The following is a 20,726-nucleotide window of genomic DNA, read 5'->3' on the forward strand; positions in this document are numbered from 1 at the left end:
TATCCTGTCTTAATACCAATACTTACAGTTTTTTTTCTGTTTGTAGCGGTTTCTAAAAAATAATCCGGAAATAAAATCCATGAGTAAATGAAAAGAGGGCGGGAACTTTTCCAATTTTCGCAAACACATGATGACGTATTTTTTATAAATAACGACCTTTTTGCCGTGTTTTGCAGCATAACGCTTTAAGGCAATGGAAAGACTGATGTCTTCTGTCACATAATATTCCTCATCAAAACCACCAATGGCTAAAAAAGCGTCTTTTTTACAAAACACAAAGGAGCCGGCACAGCGCGTGCACCATTGGGCATACTGATTCCAAACGAAAAACAGAAATCGGACCAGCAAGGAAATATCCCTGTCCGCTTTAAGCAGAAAAGAGCCGGCTATGATCTCAGGGTGCTGCAGAATACTCACACTGGTATGGAGCATTTCGTCGCTCATCAACGTATCCGCATCGATAAAAATCAACAGGTCGCCCAACGCATCGCGAGCGCCGCTATTTCGTACTCGTGCTATGTTGCGCACGGGCTCTAAAAGGACTCTCGCCCCAAAATGCGCGGCGATTTCAGCGGTTTTATCCGTAGAATTATTATTCACTACAATGACCTCGCCCTTAAAACGGGATGGGAGCGTCTGGATAGCCTCATCGATGGAGTGGAGACTGGCAGGGAGCCAGGCTTCTTCATTATGAGCGGGTATGATAATGCTGAAATGGCAATGCGCTGAATTCGTAATCATTTGAGACCTCTCAATCGTTAGTACCAGTACCTGCAATTTTCCTTTTTCTTGTATCGGTTTCTTAAAAGGCCAATGGTTAAAAAATCCCAAATTACTCTTGGAGTTAGGGAAAATTTATTCATTTTTCGTAAACACATGACTGTGTATTTTTTATAAACAATAACTTTTTTACGCTGCTGTTTGGCATACTGGTTTAACCTTGCTGAAAAATTAATGTTTTCAGCAGCGTAAAAGGACTCATCGTAGCCTCCGATGGCATCGAAAACGTCTTTTTTGCAAAACAGAAAACAACCAGAGCAATGATGATTCCAGCGAGAGCGCATATTCCATATAAAAAAAATCATGCGAATCATTCTCGAAACAGGTCTGTCGGGCTTTAACAAAAAGGAACCGGCAATGATTTCAGGATCATTCAGGGTCTCAATGCTCACTTTAAGCATTTCTTCACTCATCAGCGTATCGGCGTCAAGAAAAATTACTACTTGTCCCCTGGCGTGCTTGACACCGGTATTCCTCACCCTGGCTATATTACGTACGGGCTCAATAAGAACCCGTGCTCCGAAACTTTCCGCAAGCGTCGCTGTCTTGTCAGTGGAATCATTATCCACCACAATCACTTCGCCCCGGTAAGCAGGAAGGGTATTAATAGCCGACTGGACAGAACCCAGTGTAGCCGGTAAAAAAGCCTCTTCATTATGAGCAGGTATGACAATACTGTAATGATACTTCTCCGACATAAAATCATCTTGATAACGTGATATCTTATTAAGTATAGTCTTCCCCCCGGCTTATTGAGCATTGGGCTCCTCTCGCTCAGACGGTTCCGGTTCTGGTGTGGTGTCCTGACCTGGCTCAACGTCATTGGGCAAGGAGGGATCTTCCAGAGGAATATCAGGTATTTCAGTGGGGGTGTCCGGATTTTGCATTGTTCCAATCCTTTCTGGTTCTCTTTCTTTCATTATAGCGTTGTACTGGCGGCTATACTGTTATTAGCAACACAACAATGGAAACAGGATGACCGAATCACTGTATTCAATGGAAGAATGTGAGCGTGTTGCCCGACTTGCCTCGTTGCGTTATGTCAAAGACACGATGCCCGGGATAACGCGCCAGAAACAGGGCGACGAATTCATTTATTTTCAAGATGGCAAACCATTAAGCGATGAGAACGTCCTGGCCCGTATAAAAAAACTCGCCATTCCTCCCGCTTATCAGGACGTATGGATATGCCCCTATGAAAACGGACACATTCAGGCTACGGGCCGCGATAAAAACAATCGAAAACAATACCGCTATCATCCCCTCTGGTTTAAGGTGCGTAATCAGCAAAAATTCACGACCATGATTGAATTTGGCCAATCCCTGCCTTTAATTAAGCGCCATATCAACCGCGAGCTGAACAAACCGGCTCAATTGAATCGAGCGCAGGTTATTTGTGCCATTATTTATTTACTTTATCATTTCAACGTGCGAGTAGGGAATACGGTTTATGCAAGACAAAATAAGTCGTATGGATTAACCACATTAAGAAAAAAACACCTGTCTTTGAAGAGAAACAAAGCAATACTTAATTTCAGAGGAAAAAATGCAAAATTATGGAACATAATATTAAGTGACAAACGAATACTAAAAATTTTGAAAAAATGTGAAGAAATATCAGGTTATGAATTATTTAAATACGTCGATGAAAATAATTCGTTAACGGTTGTCACATCTCAGGAAGTGAATTTTTATCTAAAAAACATTACCAATTACCCATTCACAGCCAAAGATTTTCGCACCTGGATTGCCTGCCGCGAAACACTGTGCCGTTTAATTCGCTGCAACCATGGCGAAGAGGCCGCGGATCCTTTCAATGACACCATTAAACAGGTTTCTAAACTCATGGGACATACACCTGCCATCTGCCAAAAAAACTACATCCACCCCGACATTATTTTATCCTGGAAGGCCGACAGCCTACGGGATTGGGCCGATAAAAACCGCGATAAAATTGCCCGACTTACGGATGATAAAATCTTACTTTTATGGCTTAAATCAAATAAAAAAAGAACAAAATAATCATTTTTTAAACGATAAAAGTTTGCATTTTTTATCAATCTTCCTTACGCATTTTATGGTAGATAGTTGCCCATTCTGTTTGACAATTGTCAAAATTATGCTTTAGTTTAAATAGGGAAATTAATTTGGAGCATGAGGTTAATTCACTAAAAATGGCGGAGATAAATATGGAAATTTCTAAGGAAACCGTACAGGCAGTTCAGGAACTGTGCCATATTTCAGATGAACTTAAGGAAATCAGGATTGCATTAAATAAATTGATTACTGTTTTTATGGAAACGCCTTATCCAACCCACCCAAACACCTTGACGAATTATTTGGAATACAAAGGAAAGAAACCTCAAACCAATGACATAACGCTTTAATTCACTGAGGCGTGTATGAAGGAGCCACAGGAGAACGAATGATGAAACGGATTATTCCAATGACTATTTTACTTGGAGGCGTTTTCGTTGCGCAAAACCCCATGTGGGCTGCAACCAATGTCCCCAACACGACGCTGCCGTCCACTACGGTGAATCCGGCATCGCCGACAACGCCATCTCCAACGGATCCAACCACACCGTCACCGACTGACCCAACCACTCCAACCGATCCTACTCTCCCGCAACCTGACGATGACAATGGAACGTCAACACCGTCAACAACCAATGGTGGGACAGGGATAGATCCGGCAACTGGGACAGGCATCAATACCGGGAAAGAGGCCACGGACATGGGCATTTCAACGGATCCCGATACGGATGCCACCGGAACCACAATAAACACCGGCACGGATGACGAGGACGATGATGAGAGTAATGATGTCCTGGATGACACCAACACGAACCAGGATGGTATCTCGACAGGGGAGTAATCAGGTCAGGAGCTAATCATGGAAAAACAACCTGCTCAGCATCAACAAAGACAACCAGGGATTGAGGCCATCATGACACCTCAACCGGAATACCTGTCCTCCAGTTATAAAGGAAGCGAAAAATTACAAGGAAAAATCGCACTGATAACTGGAGGAGACAGCGGCATAGGACGCGCAGTCGCCTGTGCCTTTGCCATGGAAGGCGCGGACCTGGTTGTCCATTACCTGAATGAACAGCAGGATGCTGAGAAAACAAAAAAAATCATAGAAAACACAGGACAATCCTGTCTGTTGCTCGCAGCCAATCTGCAGAATTACACCGCCTGTGACGAAGTGGTCAGGCAAACGATGGAACGTTATGGCCGCCTTGACATACTGGTTAATAATGTGGCTGAGCAACACCCACAGGACACTATGGAAGAGATTAGTTGCGAACAAATGGAAAACACGTTTAAAACTAATTTCTTCTCTTATTTTTATATGATTAAAGCCGCTTTGCCTTTTCTGAAAAAAGGCAGCGTCATTATCAACACCACCTCGGTGACGGCTTATAAGGGCAGCGAACACCTGATTGATTATTCGGCCACCAAAGGCGCCATTCTGGCACTGACCCGGTCGCTTTCGCAAAACCTGGTTTCTCGGGGCATTCGCGTCAACGCCGTCGCACCAGGTCCCATCTGGACGCCGCTTATTCCTTCAAGTTTCAATGAAGAGGAAGTCCAGGAATTTGGCAGCCAGGTTCCCATGAAACGCGCAGGTCAACCCGCCGAAGTCGCGCCAGCCTATGTTTTTCTCGCTTCAAATGACTCGTCCTACATGACCGGACAAGTCATTCATCCCAATGGCGGGGTCATTGTTAATGGTTAGATTTAGGATCAAGGAGTGACATCATGAGCCAGGGCGATAAATCAAAATACACCGACAAGCAAAAACGAAAAGCGGAACACATTGAAGAAGGCTATGAACGTCAAGGCATCTCTTCAAAAGAGGCTGAGCGCCGCGCCTGGGCCACCGTCAACAAACAAGACGGCGGAGGCAAGAAGCCGGGCGGCTCAGGACGTAAAAAATAAGCACACAACAGTCTATTTGATCTATAATTAGACAGCTATAGCGCTTTTCGCAGTCTAATTCCATTGAAAAGGAATTTATTATGGATGAACAATTTGATAACTTGATAAGTATGGCCAGCCCGCTTGATCCGGACAGTCCCTTACCGACCGATCCTGTGAATCCTGGCCCGGATGTCCCCGATGAACCCGAATACCCCGTCCCCGTTATCCATGATGATGACGACAACACGGTGACGCCGGATGATCTGGGCACAGACGATAGTGATGGCGGTTAGCTGCAAGACCCTAAAGGAAGGAGAGGATCGAAAATGGTGGAATATCTCTATAAGGGATTTAAAGTGTCGTACAATATAAAACCAATTAAAAATCAAACCAAACTCTACGAAGCTGAAGGGTATGTTGCCCGTTTGGCGGATACGGAGCCTACCCAGAGAAAGCGATTTCATACGGAGTCCACGTCAATGCAGGGTGTTACGGCCGAGATTAAAAAACTGCTTGAAAATTACATCGATTTCGAATGGAAGGAATTCCACGAAATTCACGATCAAAATCTCTAATCCGGGCCAGGGGTTATGTGTATTCGTTAAGCAACACGATTTGTAACCCCGCTTCGCTTAAGGACAGGAAATTGTAGCCAGGATCAATCGTTGTCCGTTCAAGCCATTCATTGGCAATGCAGACATCGGTCAGCCGCTGGGCTTCTTCCAGACTAACCGGCTGTTTTAACTTCTCCGATAATGTGCCGGCGGCAGCCTCATCGATGTTTAAGAAAACATCGTTTCGTGTGACACCTCGCGCCTTAATTTCATCATAAAACAGTTTAAGAATGTCCAATTCGTTCATGAGATTATCATCCAGTTAATCCTACTCTTAATCTATAGCATAGACGAAAGGCGGGTAATTAAAAAAAGAAGGTAACCGGACTGGTATTTAATTCTATACTTAACAATAATGCAGGGATTGCAGCATCAGGAGCAAATAATGACTAAAAAAATACTCATGTTACCCTTACTCGTTGCGTTCAGCCTGTTGGCAGGCTGCTGGACAACGCAATCAGGCCAAAAATCGGGCATTATTGTGAAAGTAGCCAAGGAAGGGCGGTGGTGGGGCACTTATGAAGGCGAATTGATTCGTGGCGGCTTGGATAATGCCAGCGGGGCCACCGGACGTGAATTTCACTTCACTTTAGGCCAATTCAAGTCAGACCTGGTCGAAAAAGCAATTTACGCCATGGAAAACAACCGGCACGTGGTACTGACTTACCACTGTGAGGAGTTTGTGGCTCCCTGGCGGGGGGAAACCCGGTGTTTCGTAGACAGTATTCGTATACTTGATACCGTTAACAAGCCTGCCCCACCAAAACAATAGACTATTCATCCAGCCCGCCGCTGGCGGGCATGTGAGCATTAGACCCGTTTCTCAATTCGCAAAGGCCGCTCAGATTGATGCTGGAAATAGGGCGGCCGATTGGCAACATCCCGGATCTTAAATCTGATTTTATATCCTTCTGTATCCGATGGAGTTGTGGAAGCATGGACATTGCCTGAAGGAAAAAAATACCCTATGATTTCGCCCCTTGTCGCTCGTTAAGCCAGCGCCTGGAGAACAAGGAAAACCTGTGCCTGCATAGGTAATCAATAACCATGAAAAGGAAGATCAGATGCTTCGATTATTTACACAACCTAAATCAACGCATTACCCGTTGAGCGACAGTTCCGCGATCACCACCGCTTATTATACGGCCTGGACCGATCTGGTAGACCAATTTCTCCAGACCATCGCTGCGATGGGATCAAAAGAATCAGATAAATCGCAAAGGTCGCAAAAATTAACCCTTTTATATGCCTGGGCCAGTAACGAGGGTAAACAGGCTTACCAAAAGGGACAAGGCAAATTTTTTATGCAACACATTGAAACCTATACCAGTGCGACCACTCCGTTGAAGGAGAATTTATTGACCCTCACGAAAGAACAGGTTATCGAAGGTTTTAATGCTTGGTTTATAGCCTTGGTAGAAAAATTTCCAGAGTTCTCTTCGGACAAAATTAAAGAGGAATTCAACAAATTCATTGAACAATGCAAGGCTGACGATTTTGATGAGCACATTGCTTTGCGCACCGTATTCACTTATCGATATGTTAAAACTGGAAACAGAGACAGTGTCCTGAAAGGGTATGAAAAATCAATTGAACGCTGTGTACAAGCCATTAACGCAATGAAGGAATCTGAACCTAAACTGGAACCTAAGCCCGAACCCGAACAGGAAAACACCCCCAAGTCTAGCTTTTCCTAAATTAGTTTAGCGAAGGCTGGGTGGTTCTTCAAAATTGATCTTGGATGGGTTCCACCAGTGCCTTACTTATCATTAAGTCTGATTATTTTGATAATCAGACTTAACCTATATAGCCGTGTGGTGGATTCAATATGGAAGTGCAATTTACTGTTAAGAAAGAATATAACTATTAGTTTCTGAAATTTCTTTAACAGTTTCTTCCGATAATTTATCCTTTAATTTATCGGTCTTTAATATTAAGTTTTTAAAATCGGAATGCACCCTGCTGTATCCTTTGAAAAATCCTTCATTTGTTTGACTCATTGCTTCAAAATACCCCTGAACTAATTGTTTAGGATGCAATGAGAACTTGTTAATTCCAGATAATGATTGCAGCTTATCTTTCCATACCAAGCTGCTGGACGCGAGATCACGCAATAAGACACAAACGGAAGATATCTTTCCTAAATCTTTAACATCTAATAATTTCAGTATAGTAATTAATAGGTCTTGGGGTAATTCAATTAACTTCATTTTCTTTCACTGCTTTAGGTAAAAAGAAAATAAAAGGAGTCTCTCGTGACTCCTTTTACTTATTTTCCATTTCACCGTAATTATTGTAGATTTCAATGTTTACTTCTTCAGAAAAAGCTTCAAAATTAATGTTGGTTTTTTGTTGAATTACGTTCAATATTCTATTTAAATCACCATCCTTTTTTAAAAGCTGTCCAGAAAGATTCCTTTTAAGTTCATTTAATAAATTTCGCACGGTTTGGTATTCACGTCCAAGAGCATCCATATCATGAAATGAACCCAAGGTCCTTTGAACTGCTTGTCCATGATTTGTTCCCCAGCGTCCTGAGAAAAAAAGTCCGATTTTACTTCCCCACACATGTGAAAAAGAAAACACTGGGGTTTTTTTATAGGACTGGCAATATTCAAACAATAATTCAGACGCCTTTTCAAAATCACTTCCGGAAAGACTGTCCCATTTCTTAGACCATCGATTGATAGACATGCCTGCCATTTTCTCACCTTATACTGCAAATGTGCACATATTTTACACCAAATGACCTCAATTTACCATAGTAAACGCTAAGTGCTTTGGCGTGTTTTGAATGATTTCAATTTCAAACAACGGCTCACGCACTTATTTTATGACTAAATTATGATACCATAGCCCAATTTAAGATCACAGGGCGCAGGTCTAGCTAGAAAAATGTTACCTAAAGAAATCGCTGAATTACTGCAAAATTTAAATTCAAGCAAGGTTGACATCAGCCAGGCCAAGCTGAATAAAAAAATCATCCAGTATTTAAGTTCAAAAACAGATTACGATGAAAAACTACTCAAAAACGTCATTAAGCAACTGAATGCGGGGTGCTGTGCAGGTTATACCGCACTGTGGGGTTATTCTCATTGTCTAACCAATCAACCGGTGCGCAAAACTGGCGATAATGCGCCTATCCCACGAAATGACATTTTCTATTTCTATGATCTACTGAGTGCTTTGTCCTTATGGGATGGCGAATCTCCATTGGATGAAAAACTGGATAAGGAAATGGAGTATTTTCTGGGAAACCTCCTTTTTTACCAACAGATCAATGAATTCCTGCGCGTAGGCCATGGCAATTTCAGTGCGTTAGAAGACACACGTCGAGGCAATCAGTCTTTTCAGGAGGAATACTCCATTGCGGCAATGTTTAATAAAGAACAATTGGGAAAACTGCTCCAAAACTACGACGTGTTTCCTGAGAATAAATTCATCGACATTACTCACAGCGTTCTTACGGACAACAGTTATACCCGTTATCACGCGTTAGGATTAATGAGGCGCGGCAATCGTTATTATTTATACAATTCAAACAACCCCAAAGGCGAGAAGGAATTTACCTCCATTCAGGGCTTGGTTAATTACCTCTTTAATGTTTCTGCCGATTCTGTTCCATGTCAATTCCTGCCTTTTAGTTTTAGAGTCTTTGATATTCCCTCCGATAAAACGCATGAGTACCCTCCTCAACACGACGTTTTAGACAAGCTCAATAGCGGCATCGAACGCGAAAATGGATGGGACGGCTTAGCGATGGCCGCGTGGGTAGGCTGTGAGAAATCCGCCCAGTATTTCCTCGAAAAAGGGGCTAAACCTTATCTTACCAACCTGTGGAATACAACGCCGATTACCATCGCGGCCAGAGGTGGACACGCCCGCGTGTTGAAATTGCTCGTTGACAGCACGCCCACTGATGAATTAATAAACCTTTTCTGGACGGCCATTCGCTTAGGCTACACTGAAATTGTTAAGATTTTTGTCACCCTTACGCCCATTAAAAACCAGATTAATGCTTTACAGCGCGGTATTACCCCCTTAATTGCTGCAATTAAACAGGACCACGTGGAGATCATCGCCATTTTATTAGAGGCCGGGGCTGATTCCACTGGAAACCCTTTAATGTATGCCGCAGAAAAAGGGAATTGCCAGGTTTGCGCGCTGTTATTGGACAAAGGGATTTCCATAACCGGTTATTTGTCCGGAGGGATAGGGCCACTTGAAAAAGCGGCTCAAAATGGTCATAGTCAACTCGTTAATTTATTGATTAACAAAGGGTATCCACCCTCATTACAAGCGGTACAGCTTGCCATATTTGGCGGGCACTTTGAATTAGCCGATGCGCTGCGCCGTAAGCTCAAGGAGCATGAAGGCGCTCATACTCCTGTCTCTGAAAAAGAAAATCCCAAGGCTGAAATCACGGATGTAACCAGCACAGCCGAATACAAAGCGTACACCGTAATGAAACAAAAACAACGATTGAATTCCCCTACTACCCCCCCTGCAAAGCCAGGATTTCCTCCTTTGCCAGTAACTAAACCTCAACCCTCCCATAACCAAGATGACGCCCAGCTTGAAGAAATAAAAAAAATAAGAGCAGAAAAAAACCGACAGTTTAAAGAGGACAAATTCATGTCCTCTGTGCGGGAATCCGCCCCGCTGTTTTTTAGCTTATTACTCAAAATTCCTCAAACCAAGCATTCTGCTCATTGTTTTTTTGGGGAAAAGAAGGCAAAAAGCGACACCGAATTTTTTCACGTGCAAATCAAGACCCTAAAAAAAGAGTTGACCAATAAAAAATTAAGCGTAGACGAGGCGTTATGGCGTGCCTTCACCTTAGCTCATTTTTTGAGTTCAGATCCCTCTCAAACGCAATTTAATAACCAGTTCAATCAAGCTGTACAACAAGCGTTCGCCACCCATTCATCGCCGGACTATCCCCCTGAGACGATTAAAAAAGGTATTTTTCAGATTGTGACAAAAAACAGGAAAATAAGTCAGGAGCAGATTTTATGGATCAAGGCCATGTACACGCATCAACGCCAGAAGCAATGGTTCTCGCGTCAAAGCGCCGCATCCGGTGAAATTTTAAATGCCACAGAAAATTTAACGGATGAACAACGCTATCAGAAGCTTAGCCATTATTTCTTTAATGGCGACAATCAACACCGCCGCCTTCACAAGATTTTAGAAACGGTGTTTGCAGACAGCCTGACCACCTCTCAACCCAATCATCCTTAACCGCACCATCCTATCTATTCTCTGGCAGGTCATGCTGGCCTGCCAGGTGGGAATCACCCTCCTTGCAGAGTAAGCAGGCACCGCCATCCTCGCTTCATAATCGCCAGGTTAAATAAACGCCAGATAAGGGATTTCATCATAGGATTTACCATTTTTATCAATGTACTCTTTGTGCATCTGCTTGGCCATGCTGTTTGCTTTTTTACAGGTCTCAGCCATTTTTGCTGCATCGCCTCGATTCAAATAATCCCCTATCAGCGCTCCAACTTCTCGCGGCAATCCAGGGTTGTCCTCTGCAGGTAATGAACTGTTTTCTGAGGCGGCATAAGGTCGCCACATCATAAACATCCCACCGGCAGCTCCGAGCGTATAGGCTTTTTCTTCTTTGGAATTATAACGCGCTTCGTTATTGCTCCAACGAGTCAATCGATTACAGGGAATGATGTCACTTTGATTTAATTTCATGATGCTCTATACCTCAAATTCGCCTTGTTATTAATGTATTTGTTTATCAGGGTATGCCATACTTTTCACAGACCGCTTTAAACTCAAATAGCCAGGAAATAGTATGGCCGATATTATTAGCCTCAGTAAGAAAAGAAAAGCGAAGGCTCGCTCTCAGAAAGAAAAAAAAGCCAGTGAAAACCGCATCAAATTTGGCAGAACCAAGTCAGAGAAGAAACTGGATACGCTGGAAAAAGAAAGGCATGAACGCCAACTGGATGGCCATAAGCTGGAAAAGGAATGACGTCTGGCCTTATTCGTCACAGAATACTCCAAACGTCATGCCCCCAAATCCGGGGTGCTGATTGATGGTCTAGACCTACAGATTTACTCTGGACAACGCCTCGCTTACGGTGGTTTCCTCTTCTTTGGAAGGTGGAGATGAGGACAAGATTCCAGCAGTATTTGGAATCGCCGCGGAAGTCTCTGGGCATGAAAAAAAGGATGCCTTCCATTGGCTTGACTTCAATAACGTACCCCGGGTAACGCATCGCTGCGTAGGCGAAGCAATTACTCCTTCCGGTTTTTTAGCGTCGATGAGGATGGTGTCATTGTCCATCAATAAAGACTGAATCGTTGTCAAAAAAGCCTCACGTTGCTCCGGTTGATACATCCACTCGCCAATATTGCTGACATAGACCGTATCAATGCGCATGGCATTATTAATCAGCAGATTTTGAACGGATTTAAACACGTTATCTGCACAAATGCTTTCAGTAATGACAGCGATTTTATCAGTCATTGCCAATGTGCGGATATGTTTATAACGCTCGGCAGTGTAAAGCCAGCTCGTTTCACGGAGCTTTTCCAAATCGACTTCTTCAAGCACAGTGAAATGATCAGGGTAAGGCGGTTCATCGCTGACATTCAGACAAAACTTGATGCTTTTTGTCTGTATTTTACCCAGAACCGAGGAACGTGACGTGTCCCTGCTGCCGCCATAATGGTATTTCTTAACAAACGCAGTCATTTTTTCAATGAAGGCGTCTTTGTCCTCGCACTGCCTCACGTATTTTAAGGCCGTGGTTAAGAACAAGGTGTTTTCAGGATTAATATCACAGATTAATCCTCTGGACGATAAACGTTGAGCCATGATGTCAAAATTATGCCAGCCTGAAAAACCAACATGCATCCCTCCTTCGACTCGAGGCAATAAATCCAAAGCCTGGGCAGTGTTTATAACACCACTTTCATTGGTATTGATGTAGACCCCGCTTTGATTGGGAAAAGGATATAAAATCGCGTGATTTTCAAATTGACGAAGCCGTTTTGAAAAGGGATCTTCTATTATTCCTTTGATGGGTTTGCGCGGAACCGGTACATACTCAACTGGCTTCTGATGAGGTTTTGATTCTGTTTTAAAGTCTTGCATATCGTACATTGTTAGATCGGAATGCACTGTATTATAATGGCGAATTATTAAGAAAAACTTAATCAGAGGATGATAAGATGACTTCGGCTCTGTGCCGGACAATTTTTTAAAAAACAGTCTCATCTAAGGCAAACAGAATCCAATTTGATAATTTAGCAAACAATTTTATATTGATTCTGTGATTGGTGAGCAAATCTCTGAGATGATCTAAGCCCAATCGAAAAAAGCTATTTTTTGGTCTTTTTTGGTTGCGTAATTTTTTAAGAGGAATAGGCTTGATAGATGCTTTCCACTCGCCAATTCGATGTGCCCAAACAAAGCCCAAGGCGAGTAAAACCAAGAGCTTTTCGATGCGCTTAGGCTCAATGACTCGTGTATCTTCAAATCGCCATCCCTTTGTTTTTAAAGAGGCAAAAAGCGTTTCTATTTCCCAACGGCGCAAATAGCAAGCAATTGCATTTTTGGGTGGTTGATTTGTGATAACAATCATCAAGTCTTCCCGAGAATTTTTGCTTCCGGCCAAATAAAGTGAGTGCCCAAAAACATGGACTTTCATACCAAATACTTGGTGCTGATAAGGGGCTAAGTGGCTGAATAACTGTGCCGAAGCTTTAAATTTCTTTTTGCCAATACACACGTCTACGTTCCCCTTAATCCGTAAATAAAAGGGAATATTCTCTGCTACAAGCCAAGCTATGAGTGCTTTGTTAGGAAATTCTCGATCACCGAGTATGCCTTGTATTGATTCTTTACCAAACGTATTAATAAATCGAGATAATAATTCTATCTGCTCTTTACCCGTCGTGCTTCCTGCTTTTTTTAGCAGTCGCCAAAATATGGGTATGGCTATTCCTTCATAACAAATAGACAACATAAACACATTGATTTTGGCTTTACCCCAATACCAATTTGTCCTGTCTATGGCTAAATAAACCTTGTGAGCTTTATTAAAAAACAGAGAGTATATCCAGCGAGCAATCCAGGTAAAATCTACCTCAAACTTTGAAAAAAAACGGTATACTCTTTTGTAGCGGGAATCAATGCTCGCTCTATCACCATCCATTGCAACCGCAATTTCACTTAAATTAACACTTCTCACCATAAACAAGGCTAATAACATTTGGGCAAAACAGTCAATGCGTGACTTGTGCCAATTCAATCTCTGGCTTAAAATTCCACTCAACTCGCTGATATATTTCATATTTACATCCTTTTTTAGACGAAATGATTATATGAAATACATTTAAAATCAGCGAGTTATTTATAATATCTCATCTCTTTAAGCGTTTTTTGTCCGGCACAGAGTGACTTCGGCTTTGTGCCGGACAATTTTTTAAAAAACAGTCTCATCTAAGGCAAACAGAATCCAATTTGATAATTTAGCAAACAATTTTATATTGATTCTGTGATTGGTGAGCAAATCTCTGAGATGATCTAAGCCCAATCGAAAAAAGCTATTTTTTGGTCTTTTTTGGTTGCGTAATTTTTTAAGAGGAATAGGCTTGATAGATGCTTTCCACTCGCCAATTCGATGTGCCCAAACAAAGCCCAAGGCGAGTAAAACCAAGAGCTTTTCGATGCGCTTAGGCTCAATGACTCGTGTATCTTCAAATCGCCATCCCTTTGTTTTTAAAGAGGCAAAAAGCGTTTCTATTTCCCAACGGCGCAAATAGCAAGCAATTGCATTTTTGGGTGGTTGATTTGTGATAACAATCATCAAGTCTTCCCGAGAATTTTTGCTTCCGGCCAAATAAAGTGAGTGCCCAAAAACATGGACTTTCATACCAAATACTTGGTGCTGATAAGGGGCTAAGTGGCTGAATAACTGTGCCGAAGCTTTAAATTTCTTTTTGCCAATACACACGTCTACGTTCCCCTTAATCCGTAAATAAAAGGGAATATTCTCTGCTACAAGCCAAGCTATGAGTGCTTTGTTAGGAAATTCTCGATCACCGAGTATGCCTTGTATTGATTCTTTACCAAACGTATTAATAAATCGAGATAATAATTCTATCTGCTCGTGACCCGTCGTGCTTCCTGCTTTTTTTAGCAGTCGCCAAAATATGGGTATGGCTATTCCTTCATAACAAATAGACAACATAAACACATTGATTTTGGCTTTACCCCAATACCAATTTGTCCTGTCTATGGCTAAATAAACCTTGTGAGCTTTATTAAAAAATAGAGAGTATATCCAGCGAGCGATCCAGGTAAAATCTACCTCAAACTTTGAAAAAAAACGGTATACTCTTTTGTAGCTGGAATCAATGCTCGCTCTATCACCATCCATTGCAACCGCAATTTCACTTAAATTAACACTTCTCACCATAAACCAGGCTAATAACATTTGGGCAAAACAGTCAATGCGTGACTTGTGCCAATTCAATCTCTGGCTTAAAATTCCACTCAACTCGCTGATATATTTCATATTTACATCCTTTTTTAGACGAAATGATTATATGAAATACATTTAAAATCAGCGAGTTATTTATAATATCTCATCTCTTTAAGCGTTTTTTGTCCGGCACAGAGTGACTTCGGGCAATTAAAGCAATCGAGCGAGTATTAAAAGAGAACAATTTATCTGGAATCTTATACAATTAAGTGTCCGCATAGGATAAAATGATCATTTTGTGGCCATTATCAGGATTAAGCATGTTTAATTCGTTTCATATAAATGGAGTACGAGCATTTGATGCAAAACATTATCAAATAGCTAAGGACTTTTTTCTTCAAGCAATTGATATAAATCCAGAAGTAGCAGAAAGCCATCTTTATTTAGGAAAATGCTTCTTTTTTTGTGATGAAAAACAACAAGCGATTCCCCCTATAAAAAAATTCATTGAATTAAGGCAAAGTCATTCAGATGACGTGGCCAATGTGTCTTATGCATTCGATTTATTAGGCCAATGTTATGAAGCGGAAAACAAGGACACTGCGGCGTTAACCTGTTACGAGACGGCAACCAAAATTTATCCGTCTGGCGCTTCTGCTTGGAATAACATGGGTTTGCTTTATATCAAATCGGCTCGTCATTTACTTGAAACAGACCTGGCAAACAGCGCCAAACTGTTTAAAGGCGCACTGGCTTTTATCACAAAAGCCTTGGAAATAGCCAGTGACAACCCGGTGTTTTTACACAGTGCTGCCAGTTGGTATGAACAATACATTGAAGTACTTGAACGAGTCGTTGAAGACAACGATGCTGTACAGAAGAATAAAGCAGGCAACTTTAGTTACGCACTCATTTATTACCGAAAAGCATTAGCGGTATGTAGCGAAAACGACGTCGTATTAAGAAACATTATTTTATCTAACCTTACCGACTGTTTAGCGCAATATGGTCATCATTTTTATAAAAATAAAGAGTATAAAAAGGCGCAAGAAACTTATATGGAAGCACTTCAGCTTGATCCGGAACATCTTATTGTCATTAATCAAATAGGGATGTCTCTTTTTAAACAGGATTGTTTCCCGGAATCAAGAAAATACTTTTCTTCCATCCTGGATAAAACAGACGATAAACAAGAAATTGCGGATGCCTGGTTAAACATTGCTTGCACTTACAGATTAGAGAAAAAGTGGAGTGACGCTGAAGAAGCCCTTAGCCAAGCAAAAAAATTCGCACCCGAAGACTCGTCTATTGCCGAGGAAGAAATGACATTGAATCAATCAAAATTAAATGCTCTTCTTCTATCTGCACCTCAAACATTATTTGGCAGCTCAAATCCTGATTCTCCAGGTGCTGTGAATAAAAAAGCCCAAGAATCCGGTTCGGATTTGAGTGTAACAAGAATGTTCTGAAGCAGGTGGGTTGATTGCCCGCTTGCGGCCAAACCCATTTGATGCTGTCCTAAATGCTGCTCGCCTCCCCTCTTCCTCAAGCGACAGAGGGGAGGCGAGCAGGCAATAAATTACGCGTTTTGAGGCTGAGGGATACTTTTCAGTTGCGCTTTCACTAACTTCGTGATCTCATCCAGCATGTATTCGCAGGCGTCCTGATTGTCCGGGTACTGTTTGTAGATCGTGTTGGTTAGAAAAGCCGACAGCGCCTGGGCCACCAATTGACGGCTGCGTAACGGATTCGGCAATTGCTCTACCGATTTCTGCAGGGCTGACAACAGGTTTTGTCCGACAAAATTCATCGCTTTTGTATACTCTTCGGCCGTTAAGGCATCGTTTTGAGTCGCGTTCATGCTCTGTCCTTTTAATTCATAGGGCCCGCGATTATAGAGTGTCTCTCCACACACTGCAATGCAGATGCCCAGCGTAAAATCATAAACAAGAAAGGCAACCAGCAAAGGTTGCCTCTCTACGGATCAAATAGTACCAAGGGATTATTTCAAAACCCCGTGAGACAGGCTATCGCCTTCTCAGTCACCTGGCTTCTTTCAGAAAGTCGACACCGTTATTTAAACACTACCCCAGGCAATTCAATAGTCGCCCGTCTGCTCTTGCCTTTTTCCGCCGATTTAACCTGGGGAGCAAAAAACAGATTGCCATGGCCACAGACCTTCGTCCATTCCTCATTCTCTTTTGCTGTCACCAGAACACCGGGATGCAACTCTTTTGCATTGGCCTTTTCTGTTTCTTTCCTCATTTTCTCTCGTTTTAATGCAGGTTTTAATTCGATAAGTAATCGAATAACCATGTCTGCTGTTTTCTTTTCCCTGTAATCCTGCTGCAGGTAAATGTCATTTTGATTGTCAACGAGCGGGTTTCCGTGCTCGAGGTAATTTCGAAACAATCGTAAATCGGAATAGCCATTCGCTATCAAAGGACAAACAGCTAATTCCTTGTAGGTCTTGATGGTTTCCAGGTGTTGCAGGATCTGACCGATGTGGTATTCCAGTGCATCATTGAGTTTAGGGTTTTTCACCAGGAAGTTCGACAGGGGTTCACTTCCCTGATCCAGAAGGTCTGCCTCCCATTCCGCGATGGTATTAAAGAATGGCGAGTCCGTCCAATACCCTTCTTCTATCAGAAATTCTTCAATATCAGATAAGGATTCGAGGGTGGCCTCAATGCGTTTTAGAGGATTGAGCTGATGCTCCTTGTTTACCGGTTCAAGTAAATATTTTGCCAATTTCCTAATGCCCTCTAATCCGTCAAACTTAGACTCCCTGTCTGCCTCTCGTTTTTCACTGGCCGCTTTTTCATCCAATCGTTTCTTTTCTCGATCAGCCAGCGTTGAAGGTTTAGCGATGGCGTTGTCCAACAGGGTGCTTAGTTCCTTGTATTTCTCCCCCAGTTCCTTACGCGGCAGGCATTGCAGAATCATGCCTTTCTGCATTTTAGAAACTGCCCCGGCCTGGCCTGCAAAAATGGCTAAGCTGAGTTCAATAATGTCCTTCGCGGCTTTGAATTGTTCCAAATAGTGGATGAACTCCTTTTCACTCGCTGACAAGACATGTTTTTGGGCAGCGGCCTGATCTGGCGTATCAACCTCCTGTTTACCTGAGTCATTGTTATTATTATTGCCGCCGTCACCTTTCTTCTGCAAACTGACCGCTTCCCTTTTTAACAGGTGTTGCCAGTAAGACGCCGGATCATGGGTGTATTTTCCAAGGCTCTGTTCGCGTAACCAGATGAGTTGATTGAGTTTCATCCCAAGCGTATGCATATCCTGCGCAAAAACCTGCTGCAGCAAACCGTTATCGCCTAAAAATTGTTCTATTCGGTATTTTAAATCCCTTTCATCCTGGTGAGTAATCGCATCGCGAATAACAATAAAAGCACGCCAATCCGTGGTGGGGTCGAGATCAATTAAAAATTTGGAAAAATTTTTGCCCGTGATTAGCTCACCCAGACTCTGAAGCCGACGCAGCGCGGCATGCCGTTCTACCTTTTTTGAAACATCGTAACCGGATCTTAGGTTAAGCAATTGAATGGAGGGTGCTTCCGATTCTGGCCATAGCGGCAATTTCATGCGGGCGGTGCTGTCGTGACTCAGATTCAATAATTTAATCAGGCTTTGAATATCATTAAAGTAAGTGATGATGCATTTACTGGCTGCAAATTCAGGCCTTGGGACCGTGATTGGCTTGTCGGGTGCGATGAGAGTTACAGCGAGCGCGTGGAAAAAATTCCTAAGGGTAGGAAGATCTTTTTCAATAATAGTCAAGGCAGCGTGGGGAATCATTAATTGCAAATCACCCACTTCAGCGATTAAATGGAAAGCGCTGTCGATGTTTACTCTATCGGGCGAGGTGGTTTTCTGGCCGATTACAGGCACGAGCGCCGCTTTCTGCATCGACGGCTCAATCATGATGCCACCCAAGTGTTCAAACGAAAGCCAGTTAAAGGACGAGGCTTCAAGAGCCTTATCAAATCTTTTTCTTAAATCAGGAGACAATTGCTGGATCACGGAACACATTTTTTGTATCAGAATGCGATTTTGTTCATCGCGTGTATCTTTTATTGCCTGCATTGCCAAACTGGAAATATTTTTGGGCATTTTTTTGAATCGAGCCTCAAGGGTATGGTATTTTATCAGGAAATCAATCAATTTAATGACGTAGAGTACTCGTTTCGCATCGGTTGTGTAATGATTAAGCGGCTGGTTTTTCAGCGAGGCATACTCCTGTAAAAATTCAGGGCGATAGTGTTTGTCAAATGAGGCACTGGCTTTGCGCTGTTTCATGGCCATAATGCGCCCGGCTTCCGCATCCTCCGCGCCGGCTGTAACCAGTTCATAATAAAGATTGATATTGTCGTTATCCGCAGCCAACCGCAGCGCACTCCGCGCATACTGATTCAGGTTAAGATCAATGCCAAGATTACGGCAATGGAGCACCAGTATTTTTATTAATTTCAGGGCCTCATCATCGTCCATGCGGCAATGCAGACACGCCAGGTAAAATGCTTTTTCAAATTCATGATTGGTCAGGAGCTTATGGATTGATTGACCATTTTTTATCTTGTCAAAGTCTATTTGTTTAATTTCAAGTAATACTGCTTCAAACATTGCCTCACCCGATACAACCATTAATACAGCACGCATTCTATTCAAAATACATTAAGGAAAAATTAACTTGGTTAAATAGAGATCAATTCTTCTCTGTGCCGGACAATTTTTTAAAAAACAGTCTCATCTAAGGCAAACAGAATCCAATTTGATAATTTAGCAAACAATTTTATATTGATTCTGTGATTGGTGAGCAAATCTCTGAGATGATCTAAGCCCAATCGAAAAAAGCTATTTTTTGGTCTTTTTTGGTTGCGTAATTTTTTAAGAGGAATAGGCTTGATAGATGCTTTCCACTCGCCAATTCGATGTGCCCAAACAAAGCCCAAGGCGAGTAAAACCAAGAGCTTTTCGATGCGCTTAGGCTCAATGACTCGTGTATCTTCAAATCGCCATCCCTTTGTTTTTAAAGAGGCAAAAAGCGTTTCTATTTCCCAACGGCGCAAATAGCAAGCAATTGCATTTTTGGGTGGTTGATTTGTGATAACAATCATCAAGTCTTCCCGAGAATTTTTGCTTCCGGCCAAATAAAGTGAGTGCCCAAAAACATGGACTTTCATACCAAATACTTGGTGCTGATAAGGGGCTAAGTGGCTGAATAACTGTGCCGAAGCTTTAAATTTCTTTTTGCCAATACACACGTCTACGTTCCCCTTAATCCGTAAATAAAAGGGAATATTCTCTGCTACAAGCCAAGCTATGAGTGCTTTGTTAGGAAATTCTCGATCACCGAGTATGCCTTGTATTGATTCTTTACCAAACGTATTAATAAATCGAGATAATAATTCTATCTGCTCTTTACCCGTCGTGCCTCCTGCTTTTTTTAGCAGTCGCCAAAATATGGGTATGGCTATTCCTTCATAACAAATAGACAACATAAACACATTGATTTTGGCTTTACCCCAATACCAATTTGTCCTGTCTATGGCTAAATAAACCTTGTGAGCTTTATTAAAAAACAGAGAGTATATCCAGCGAGCAATCCAGGTAAAATCTACCTCAAACTTTGAAAAAAAACGGTATACTCTTTTGTAGCGGGAATCAATGCTCGCTCTATCACCATCCATTGCAACCGCAATTTCACTTAAATTAACACTTCTCACCATAAACAAGGCTAATAACATTTGGGCAAAACAGTCAATGCGTGACTTGTGCCAATTCAATCTCTGGCTTAAAATTCCACTCAACTCGCTGATATATTTCATATTTACATCCTTTTTTAGACGAAATGATTATATGAAATACATTTAAAATCAGCGAGTTATTTATAATATCTCATCTCTTTAAGCGTTTTTTGTCCGGCACAGAGTCAATT

Annotated in this window: 25 protein-coding genes; 12 read left to right on the top strand and 13 right to left on the bottom strand. The window is 42.1% G+C overall.

The window, feature by feature from the left end; genetic code table 11:
* Window positions 1–9: 9 nt before the first annotated feature.
* The 3 genes from DYE45_RS07820 to DYE45_RS14700 are packed head-to-tail and all read right to left on the bottom strand — an operon-like array spanning window position 10 to window position 1,667.
* Window positions 10–741, bottom strand: a complete 732-nt coding sequence (locus DYE45_RS07820; RefSeq protein WP_115300717.1) for a glycosyltransferase — start codon at window positions 739–741, stop codon at window positions 10–12.
* Window positions 742–758: 17 nt separating this feature from the next.
* Window positions 759–1,478, bottom strand: coding sequence for a glycosyltransferase (locus tag DYE45_RS07825; RefSeq protein ID WP_108291445.1), 720 nt, complete (start codon window positions 1,476–1,478; stop codon window positions 759–761).
* Window positions 1,479–1,529: 51 nt separating this feature from the next.
* Window positions 1,530–1,667, bottom strand: a complete 138-nt coding sequence (locus DYE45_RS14700) for a hypothetical protein (RefSeq protein WP_160160700.1) — start codon at window positions 1,665–1,667, stop codon at window positions 1,530–1,532.
* A gap of 88 nt (window positions 1,668–1,755) precedes the next feature.
* Between DYE45_RS14700 and DYE45_RS07830 the strand changes: the two genes are divergently transcribed.
* From DYE45_RS07830 to DYE45_RS07860, 7 genes are all read left to right on the top strand, one after another.
* Window positions 1,756–2,802, top strand: a complete 1,047-nt coding sequence (locus DYE45_RS07830) for a DNA topoisomerase IB (RefSeq protein ID WP_108291443.1) — start codon at window positions 1,756–1,758, stop codon at window positions 2,800–2,802.
* Between the two features lie 167 nt (window positions 2,803–2,969).
* Window positions 2,970–3,167, top strand: coding sequence for a hypothetical protein (locus tag DYE45_RS07835; protein WP_108291441.1), 198 nt, complete (start codon window positions 2,970–2,972; stop codon window positions 3,165–3,167).
* Between the two features lie 38 nt (window positions 3,168–3,205).
* Window positions 3,206–3,658 carry a hypothetical protein gene (locus tag DYE45_RS07840; RefSeq protein ID WP_115300718.1) on the top strand — a complete coding sequence of 151 codons (453 nt, stop codon included), beginning with the start codon at window positions 3,206–3,208 and terminating at the stop codon, window positions 3,656–3,658.
* An 18-nt stretch (window positions 3,659–3,676) separates the two neighbouring features.
* On the top strand, window positions 3,677–4,525 hold the full coding sequence (locus DYE45_RS07845; RefSeq protein ID WP_108291437.1) for an SDR family oxidoreductase: 849 nt from the start codon (window positions 3,677–3,679) through the stop codon (window positions 4,523–4,525).
* A 23-nt stretch (window positions 4,526–4,548) separates the two neighbouring features.
* Entirely contained in the window at window positions 4,549–4,728 is a 180-nt protein-coding gene (locus DYE45_RS07850; RefSeq protein ID WP_108291435.1) for a hypothetical protein, read from the top strand.
* Window positions 4,729–4,808: 80 nt separating this feature from the next.
* Entirely contained in the window at window positions 4,809–5,003 is a 195-nt protein-coding gene (locus DYE45_RS07855; RefSeq protein ID WP_108291433.1) for a hypothetical protein, read from the top strand.
* Between the two features lie 63 nt (window positions 5,004–5,066).
* Window positions 5,067–5,285, top strand: a complete 219-nt coding sequence (locus DYE45_RS07860) for a hypothetical protein (protein ID WP_133138152.1) — start codon at window positions 5,067–5,069, stop codon at window positions 5,283–5,285.
* Window positions 5,286–5,298: 13 nt separating this feature from the next.
* On the opposite strand, the gene DYE45_RS07865 is transcribed toward DYE45_RS07860, so the two are convergent.
* Complete coding sequence (locus DYE45_RS07865; RefSeq protein ID WP_108291431.1) at window positions 5,299–5,571, bottom strand: hypothetical protein; 273 nt, start codon at window positions 5,569–5,571, stop codon at window positions 5,299–5,301.
* Between the two features lie 138 nt (window positions 5,572–5,709).
* On the opposite strand from DYE45_RS07865, the gene DYE45_RS07870 reads away from it, so the two are divergent.
* Entirely contained in the window at window positions 5,710–6,096 is a 387-nt protein-coding gene (locus DYE45_RS07870) for a hypothetical protein (RefSeq protein ID WP_108291429.1), read from the top strand.
* Between the two features lie 292 nt (window positions 6,097–6,388).
* Window positions 6,389–7,021, top strand: a complete 633-nt coding sequence (locus tag DYE45_RS07875) for a hypothetical protein (protein ID WP_108291427.1) — start codon at window positions 6,389–6,391, stop codon at window positions 7,019–7,021.
* A 150-nt stretch (window positions 7,022–7,171) separates the two neighbouring features.
* Here the strand turns inward: DYE45_RS07875 and DYE45_RS07880 are convergent, their stop codons facing one another.
* Window positions 7,172–7,534, bottom strand: coding sequence for an F-box-like domain-containing protein (locus DYE45_RS07880; RefSeq protein WP_108291425.1), 363 nt, complete (start codon window positions 7,532–7,534; stop codon window positions 7,172–7,174).
* Between the two features lie 55 nt (window positions 7,535–7,589).
* On the bottom strand, window positions 7,590–8,027 hold the full coding sequence (locus tag DYE45_RS07885) for a hypothetical protein (RefSeq protein ID WP_108291423.1): 438 nt from the start codon (window positions 8,025–8,027) through the stop codon (window positions 7,590–7,592).
* A 192-nt stretch (window positions 8,028–8,219) separates the two neighbouring features.
* Between DYE45_RS07885 and DYE45_RS07890 the strand changes: the two genes are divergently transcribed.
* Window positions 8,220–10,568 carry an ankyrin repeat domain-containing protein gene (locus DYE45_RS07890; RefSeq protein ID WP_115300719.1) on the top strand — a complete coding sequence of 783 codons (2,349 nt, stop codon included), beginning with the start codon at window positions 8,220–8,222 and terminating at the stop codon, window positions 10,566–10,568.
* A 108-nt stretch (window positions 10,569–10,676) separates the two neighbouring features.
* Here DYE45_RS07890 and DYE45_RS07895 read toward each other — a convergent pair whose 3' ends face one another.
* Window positions 10,677–11,033 (bottom strand): hypothetical protein, encoded by a 357-nt coding sequence (locus DYE45_RS07895; RefSeq protein ID WP_108291419.1) that lies wholly within the window; start codon window positions 11,031–11,033, stop codon window positions 10,677–10,679.
* Window positions 11,034–11,136: 103 nt separating this feature from the next.
* Here DYE45_RS07895 and DYE45_RS07900 point away from each other — a divergent pair, with 103 nt between their 5' ends.
* Window positions 11,137–11,316 (top strand): DUF4169 family protein, encoded by a 180-nt coding sequence (locus tag DYE45_RS07900; RefSeq protein WP_115300720.1) that lies wholly within the window; start codon window positions 11,137–11,139, stop codon window positions 11,314–11,316.
* 75 nt (window positions 11,317–11,391) lie between these two features.
* On the opposite strand, the gene DYE45_RS07905 is transcribed toward DYE45_RS07900, so the two are convergent.
* The 3 genes from DYE45_RS07905 to DYE45_RS07915 form a co-directional block, all read right to left on the bottom strand.
* The gene (locus DYE45_RS07905; RefSeq protein ID WP_120047550.1) at window positions 11,392–12,444 is read right to left on the bottom strand and encodes an LIC_10091 family protein; all 1,053 of its coding nucleotides are present in this window, start codon (window positions 12,442–12,444) and stop codon (window positions 11,392–11,394) included.
* Window positions 12,445–12,550: 106 nt separating this feature from the next.
* The gene (locus DYE45_RS07910; protein WP_115300722.1) at window positions 12,551–13,645 is read right to left on the bottom strand and encodes an IS4 family transposase; all 1,095 of its coding nucleotides are present in this window, start codon (window positions 13,643–13,645) and stop codon (window positions 12,551–12,553) included.
* A gap of 132 nt (window positions 13,646–13,777) precedes the next feature.
* Window positions 13,778–14,872 (bottom strand): IS4 family transposase, encoded by a 1,095-nt coding sequence (locus DYE45_RS07915; RefSeq protein WP_115300723.1) that lies wholly within the window; start codon window positions 14,870–14,872, stop codon window positions 13,778–13,780.
* Between the two features lie 227 nt (window positions 14,873–15,099).
* Here DYE45_RS07915 and DYE45_RS07920 point away from each other — a divergent pair, with 227 nt between their 5' ends.
* Window positions 15,100–16,248, top strand: a complete 1,149-nt coding sequence (locus DYE45_RS07920; RefSeq protein ID WP_160160701.1) for a tetratricopeptide repeat protein — start codon at window positions 15,100–15,102, stop codon at window positions 16,246–16,248.
* A 110-nt stretch (window positions 16,249–16,358) separates the two neighbouring features.
* Here the strand turns inward: DYE45_RS07920 and DYE45_RS07925 are convergent, their stop codons facing one another.
* The 3 genes from DYE45_RS07925 to DYE45_RS07935 all read right to left on the bottom strand — a co-directional run bounded on the left by DYE45_RS07925 (window position 16,359) and on the right by DYE45_RS07935 (window position 20,616).
* Entirely contained in the window at window positions 16,359–16,640 is a 282-nt protein-coding gene (locus DYE45_RS07925; protein ID WP_108295113.1) for a hypothetical protein, read from the bottom strand.
* 212 nt (window positions 16,641–16,852) lie between these two features.
* On the bottom strand, window positions 16,853–19,411 hold the full coding sequence (locus DYE45_RS07930) for a hypothetical protein (protein ID WP_133138231.1): 2,559 nt from the start codon (window positions 19,409–19,411) through the stop codon (window positions 16,853–16,855).
* Between the two features lie 110 nt (window positions 19,412–19,521).
* Window positions 19,522–20,616 carry an IS4 family transposase gene (locus DYE45_RS07935; RefSeq protein ID WP_115300726.1) on the bottom strand — a complete coding sequence of 365 codons (1,095 nt, stop codon included), beginning with the start codon at window positions 20,614–20,616 and terminating at the stop codon, window positions 19,522–19,524.
* Between the last annotated feature and the right edge of the window lie 110 nt (window positions 20,617–20,726).

Source organism: Legionella taurinensis (assembly GCF_900452865.1).
GTDB lineage: Bacteria > Pseudomonadota > Gammaproteobacteria > Legionellales > Legionellaceae > Legionella_C > Legionella_C taurinensis.